The following is a 4,723-nucleotide window of genomic DNA, read 5'->3' on the forward strand; positions in this document are numbered from 1 at the left end:
GCTTTTCGACCTCGACCACGCCGTCGTTGTCGATGCCGACGCTGGTGACGGTCAGGTCGTGCTGGTGTTCGGTGTCGTCGAGGAATTCCGGCTCGTCGGCGAGGATCTTGTCCAGGTCGAAGGCGCGCACACCGAGCACGTCGCCGAGGTCGACGTCGGCGTGCTGCGCGGGCAGGATGCGGACTCCGGAGTTGATGCCGTGGATCCGCCGCTGCACGGCCTCGATCTCGGTGGCGTCGACCAGGTCGGTCTTGTTCAGCACCACGCGGTCGGCGAACGCGATCTGCTCGACGGCCTCGTTCTCGGTGCCTTCGGGCTTGTGGTCGTCGAGGTGCTGGACGATGTGCTTGGCGTCGATGACGGTGACGATCGCGTCCAGCCGCAGCTGGGTGCGCAGGGTGTCGTCGACGAAGAAGGTCTGCGCGACCGGCGCGGGGTCGGCCAGACCCGTGGTCTCGATGAGGATCGCGTCGAAGGAGTCCTTGCGCTTGAGCAGGGCGCCGAGGATGCGGATGAGATCGCCGCGCACGGTGCAGCAGATGCATCCGTTGTTCATCTCGAAGACTTCTTCTTCGGCATCGAGCACGAGGCCATCGTCGATGCCGACTTCACCGAACTCGTTCTCGATCACGGCGATGCGCATGCCGTGCTGCTCGGTGAGGATCCGGTTGAGCAGCGTGGTCTTGCCGGATCCGAGGAATCCGGTGAGCACCGTGACCGGTACGCGGGAATCGGAGGTGTCGTCGCTCATGCGCAGTCCCCTTCGGGTCGGGCGGTCAGGATCCGTCGGACGGTGTCGTCGTCCACTTCGGACACCGAGGCGTGGATCGTCCAGCGCTTCGGTTCCGGGCCGAGCACAGCGAGCTTGGTCTCGATCGGCGGGCAACCGGGCTCAGCGCAGGCGAGCTGCTGCACGGTCACGGCCGCCTGAGAACTCAGGCCCAGGGTCGTGCGCACCAGCTCGGCGATTTCCTCGGAGCGGGCCGCCCGATCCGGGTCAGGCCTTCCCGACCTGCCCAGGAGCTGGTTCAACGCGTCGTTCATCTCGGCCTCGCAGTTGTCAGTGGTGGACGAGGGCACAGCACACCCTAAACGATAACGACAATCATTCTCATCTGAGGCCCGGTTCATATGTAGCCGCGATGCGGACGCCGAGCCTGGCCGCTACTTATGCGTAACCGGCAATGAGACGTACGCTTTTTGGCGTAGCGAGTAGGCGCCCATTTGCGCATGGAGGAGTCCTGATGACCACAGCGCACCAGGAGCACGCCGGTCACGAGCACGCGCACGGTGAGGGTTGCGGGCATGTCGCTGTGCCGCACGGCGATCATGTCGACTACGTCCACGACGGGCACCTGCACCGCGCCCACGGCGACCACTACGACGAGTGCGAGCCAGCGGATCACGCCGCGCACGACGGCCACGAGCACACGCACGGCGAAGGTTGCGGACATGTCGCTGTGCCGCACGGCGACCACGTCGACTACGTCCACGATGGACATAGGCACGCCGCGCACGGCGACCACTACGACGAACACTGATCCAGCTGTCCGACGGCCCAGATCTTCCGCGTCTAGCGGTGGTCACCAGCAGTGGGCGTCCGGTTCGGCCCACTGCTGGCTTGTTGTGTTGCTCTGCTGATCAGTGCTTTAAGGCTGCGTCGAGGGCGTCGATCTGCTCGTTCATCCGGTGCTGGGCCCCTGGACGTCGGGTTCAGGCCGGCGCTCGCGTGATCGTGAACATGCCGAGGTCGGTCGGTTCCATGGTGTGCAGTCGCAGGCCTGCTCGTGCGAGTTCGTCGTGCAGGACGGATTCGCTGACCAGGTGCCAGGTGTAGTTCAGCGCTCGTTCGTCGACGAGGGTTTCGCCTTGGTGGGTGCGATAGGTCATGTGCCAGGTCAGCATCGTGTCGCTGGTCGCTCGGGCGCGTGCTCGGACTTCGTAGCGCCGGCGTCCGACCTGCCTGGTCGCCGCCACTGCTTCCGGAATGTCGACTGGTTCGGACGGAGGCTGGAGGTTGAGCACCGCCTGACCTCCGGGTGCGAGACGTGTGGCGAGCAGATCCCAGAACGCCTGGCGTTCGGTCGGGGAGAAGTGGCCGATGACGTTCATGGCGATCACCAGGCCCAGTTGTTCGGGCAGGTCCGCGGCCAGGAGCTTGTCCGGGAGGACCGTCACTCGCTCCCGCAACGAGTCGTCGGCGTTGACCCTGGCGAGCAGCGCAGTGCGCAGGCCGGCGGAGGGTTCCACCGCGAAGATCTCGGCTTCCGGGATCGCGTCCGCGATCACCGCGGTTCCGCAGCCGCTTCCGGCACCCACGTCCACCACGGGGCCGGGGGCGGCCGTCTTGATCGCTTCGGCCAGCGCCGGGGCGAGGCCGTTCCAGAACGGGCTGATCAGGAGGTCGATGAACTCGGCGGATTCGGCGTATTCGTCGTTCACGGGGTTCCTCGGTTCAGTTCGGGTTGGTGTGATCGGTGTTCTGGAGTCGTCGCAGGCGATGGGGGAGCGATGCGACGGCCAGCGGGTCGGTTTCGAGCCAGCGCGTCAACAACGCGACGTCATCGGCGGTTTCGACCGGACCGACGACGATGACAGGGCCCAAGGGCCTGCGGGTGTCGGTGCATCGCTGCACCAGCACGACCTGCCCTGCGCCGCGCGACGCCGAGATCTTCCTGGTGTGGCACCACATCTGGCTGAACGGGCAGGTCGTGCGTACGAGGACTGCGTGGGGGAGGCGGCGAATCGTTTCCTTGAGCGCTGCGAGCAACGGGCGCTCCCCGTTGTCTTCGCAGCTGTCGCAGATGATCGCGGTGAGACCGCTGAGCGAATTGTTCTCGGCGCTGTGGGGTTCCGCTGAAGCCATGGATGTCCTTGGTATTGCTGCCTTGGTGGTCACTGGTCCGTCGGGTTCTGGGCGAGGTGCCAGGCTGGGAACGGATCGGGAAAGCGCGCCCTGACGGACGGTCCGGTCGTCAGTTCGTCGTCGGTGGGCGTGGCGTTGTCGAGCGCCGTGGTCGAGGTCCAGGCCGATGAAGGCGATGTCCTGGCCGAGCGCGAGCAACTCCGCGTTCTCGCGCGCACGCGCCGACCACCGCGATCACGTTCACCGTGTCCATCCGTCATCCCTCATCTCCTCGGAGACTCGACGCGTGGATACTATGATAATGAAAATCATTATCAACAGGAAGGTGTTCACGTGAAGGTGCGGGCGTCCGTGAAATCGTTGAAGAACCAGCCCGGCGCACAGGTCGTGCGCCGACGGGGAAAGGTCTACGTCATCAACAAGCTGAACCCGCGGCCCGCGCCCTCATCGCCCCGCTGCGCGGCCAACCCGGCGACCTGGTCCGCACGCTGGCCGCCTACCTGGACGCGGAGTCGTCGATCGCGGAGACGGCAGCGGTGCTCGGCGTGCACCGCAACACGGTGGCAGCGCGCATCGAACGCATCGAGCGGCTCCTCGCCGTCGACCTGCACCACCGCGACGAACGCCTGGCCCTGCACCTCGCCTGCCGCGCCGTCGGCCGCACCGAAGAAACGTGAGCGGGCAGCAGCTCTGCGCGCTCACCGACCGGGCACTCGTGGGGCGGGTCACGCGCGGTGGAAAACTACGCGCGGAAAGCCGATCAACCGGACAAGGATGCTTATGACGACCGCAAGCAGTGTCCGCGCCGATGCGGTGCTGGCCGTGCTTCGACCGGACGTGCGCGAGCTGATCGCGAACGTCGACGCCGCGGTGCTCCGCCCGGCCGACCAGACCGCGCTCGACCGGGCCGACCGAACCCGGATCGCGCTCCGCGTCGCGCTGGTCAACGACGAGCAGGACCACGCCGACGAGCTCGCGGCGGAACTCGACTCGGTGGCCGGCGACGGTGCTGCCGACGTCGTCCGGGACGTCGAGCGCTGGGCGGAGCTGTCCGAGCCGCAGCAGGCGCTGCTCGCGCACTGCGAGCAGGTCGCGCTGGACCCGGCGGACGTGAGCGTCGCCGAGATCGGCGAGCTGCGGGAGCAGGGCTTCGGCACGGCGCAGGTCGTGGCGGCCGCGCAGGTGGTGGCGGCGACCAGCTTCCGGATCCGGTTGCTGCGCGGGCTGCGGCTGGTCGAGGAGGCCGACGGCGGATCCGTCGCGCAGCCGGCGAACAGCATCGAGGTCGGGTCGACCGCGGACGGCTGCGAGCTGCCGACCCCCGACGAGGCGTTCCCGCAGATGCGCTGGGTCCCGTGGGTGGAGGCGGACTCGTTCGACGTGGCGCTGCGCCACGACCCGGAAGCCCTGGAAGCGTGCAGCGCGATCTACAACGCGATCATGAGCGACCCGGCCGAGCTGGCCGTCGCCGATCGCGAGCTGGCCGCGCTCGCCGCCTCCCTGCGCACCGGCTGCGAGCTGTCCTCCGGCGTCCACGGCCGCCGCCAGGTCGAGCTGTCCGACGACCGGATCACCTCGGTGGCCCTGGCGGAGGCGGGCCCGGCATCGGTCCCCGACCAGCGCCAACGCGCGATCGTCGACGCGGCGGGCGCCCTGTCCCCCACCCCGGCGGCCCTGACGCCGGAGCACATCGCCCGCCTCCGCGAGGTCGGCCTGACCGCCGAAGGCATCCGCGACCTGATCGCGGTAGCGGCCATGAGCGCCTGGACCAACCGCCTCGCGATGACCCTCGGCAACGCCACCACCCGCGACACCGACTGGTAACGCACCTCCCAGGTCACGCAATTTCCATTGAAA

At 67.9% G+C, this 4,723-nt stretch carries 7 protein-coding genes and 1 pseudogene; 4 read left to right on the forward strand and 4 right to left on the reverse strand.

Translation table 11 applies throughout. From position 1 onward, the window contains the following. Together ABTZ89_RS35865 and ABTZ89_RS35870 are read right to left on the reverse strand one after the other, a co-directional pair. Positions 1 to 751 (reverse strand): CobW family GTP-binding protein (locus ABTZ89_RS35865; RefSeq protein ID WP_351053377.1); only part of this gene is annotated, 751 nt, incomplete at its 3' end. Further along, complete coding sequence (locus ABTZ89_RS35870) at positions 748 to 1,044, reverse strand: hypothetical protein (protein WP_351053379.1); 297 nt, start codon at positions 1,042 to 1,044, stop codon at positions 748 to 750. The genes ABTZ89_RS35865 and ABTZ89_RS35870, both read right to left, overlap by 4 nt. Positions 1,045 to 1,244: 200 nt before the next feature. Here ABTZ89_RS35870 and ABTZ89_RS35875 point away from each other — a divergent pair, with 200 nt between their 5' ends. Continuing rightward, complete coding sequence (locus tag ABTZ89_RS35875) at positions 1,245 to 1,541, forward strand: hypothetical protein (protein WP_351053381.1); 297 nt, start codon at positions 1,245 to 1,247, stop codon at positions 1,539 to 1,541. Between the two features lie 172 nt (positions 1,542 to 1,713). Here ABTZ89_RS35875 and ABTZ89_RS35880 read toward each other — a convergent pair whose 3' ends face one another. Further along, a complete protein-coding gene (locus ABTZ89_RS35880; protein WP_351053383.1) occupies positions 1,714 to 2,442 on the reverse strand; it encodes a class I SAM-dependent methyltransferase in 729 nt (242 codons plus the stop codon). A 13-nt stretch (positions 2,443 to 2,455) separates the two neighbouring features. Then, on the reverse strand, positions 2,456 to 3,064 hold the full coding sequence (locus tag ABTZ89_RS35885) for a hypothetical protein (RefSeq protein ID WP_351053385.1): 609 nt from the start codon (positions 3,062 to 3,064) through the stop codon (positions 2,456 to 2,458). A 135-nt stretch (positions 3,065 to 3,199) separates the two neighbouring features. Here ABTZ89_RS35885 and rpmJ point away from each other — a divergent pair. The 3 genes and pseudogenes from rpmJ to ABTZ89_RS35900 form a co-directional block, all read left to right on the forward strand. Next, a pseudogene (gene rpmJ, locus ABTZ89_RS35890) lies at positions 3,200 to 3,301 on the forward strand (50S ribosomal protein L36); the annotation flags it as partial. Positions 3,302 to 3,354: 53 nt separating this feature from the next. Beyond that, positions 3,355 to 3,543 (forward strand): helix-turn-helix domain-containing protein, encoded by a 189-nt coding sequence (locus ABTZ89_RS35895; RefSeq protein ID WP_351053387.1) that lies wholly within the window; start codon positions 3,355 to 3,357, stop codon positions 3,541 to 3,543. A 103-nt stretch (positions 3,544 to 3,646) separates the two neighbouring features. After that, the gene (locus ABTZ89_RS35900) at positions 3,647 to 4,690 is read left to right on the forward strand and encodes a peroxidase-related enzyme (protein ID WP_351053389.1); all 1,044 of its coding nucleotides are present in this window, start codon (positions 3,647 to 3,649) and stop codon (positions 4,688 to 4,690) included. The last annotated feature ends 33 nt before the right edge of the window (positions 4,691 to 4,723 follow it).

Source organism: Saccharopolyspora sp. NPDC002686, from assembly GCF_040295745.1.
In the GTDB taxonomy this organism is placed as follows: Bacteria; Actinomycetota; Actinomycetes; order Mycobacteriales; family Pseudonocardiaceae; genus Saccharopolyspora; species Saccharopolyspora oryzae.